General features: G+C 66.1%; 1 protein-coding gene. It reads left to right on the plus strand.

Annotated features, from left to right (window positions below; genetic code table 11):
• Nucleotides 1-824: electron transfer flavoprotein-ubiquinone oxidoreductase (locus AB4Z00_RS26550; RefSeq protein ID WP_442047904.1), on the plus strand; the 824-nt coding region annotated here is incomplete at both ends.

Consider the following 824-nt stretch of genomic DNA (forward strand, 5'->3'; position numbering starts at 1 on the left):
CCCTACGTCTACCCGTTCGAGGAATTCCAGCGCTGGAAGCAGCACCCGGATATCCGCGCGATCCTGGARGGCGGCAAGCGCGTGGCTTACGGTGCGCGYGCGATCAACGAGGGCGGCTGGCAGTCGGTGCCGATGCTGGCCTTCCCGGGCGGCGTGCTGGCGGGTTGCTCGGCCGGTTTCGTCAACGTGCCGCGCATCAAGGGCACGCATACCGCGATGAAGAGCGGCATGCTGGCGGCCGAGGCGATGGCCGCGGCGATCAACGCGGGCCGCGCGCAGGACACGCTGGGCGAATAYGACACCGCCGTGCGCGAAAGCTGGATCGCCAAGGAACTGAAGCTCGTCCAGAATGCCGAGCCGATGGTCGCCAAGTGGGGCGGGGAAATCGGCACGGTGCTGGCCGGCGCSGACATGTGGCTGCGCACGCTGTTCGGYTTCGGCCTTGCCAAGCCGATGAAGCATCACACCGATGCTTCYACGCTCCAGCGCGCCGATCTCTACCAGCCGATCGCCTATCCCAAGCCCGACGGTGTCATCAGCTTCGACCGCCTGACCAGCGTGTCCTACTCGTTCACCAAYCACGAGGAAGACCAGCCSGTCCACCTGAAGCTCAAGGATGCCAGCATCCCGACCGCGATCAACCTRCCSCTCTATGCCGGGCCGGAAGCGCGCTATTGCCCGGCCGGCGTCTACGAATTCGTCGATCCGGACGGTGCGGGCGCCAAGCTCCAGATCAACGCGCAGAACTGCGTCCACTGCAAGACCTGCGACATCAAGGACCCCACCCAGAACATCGAATGGGTGACGCCGGAAGGCGGCGGCGG

Source organism: Novosphingobium sp. YAF33, assembly GCF_052113265.1.
Lineage (GTDB): Bacteria > Pseudomonadota > Alphaproteobacteria > Sphingomonadales > Sphingomonadaceae > Novosphingobium.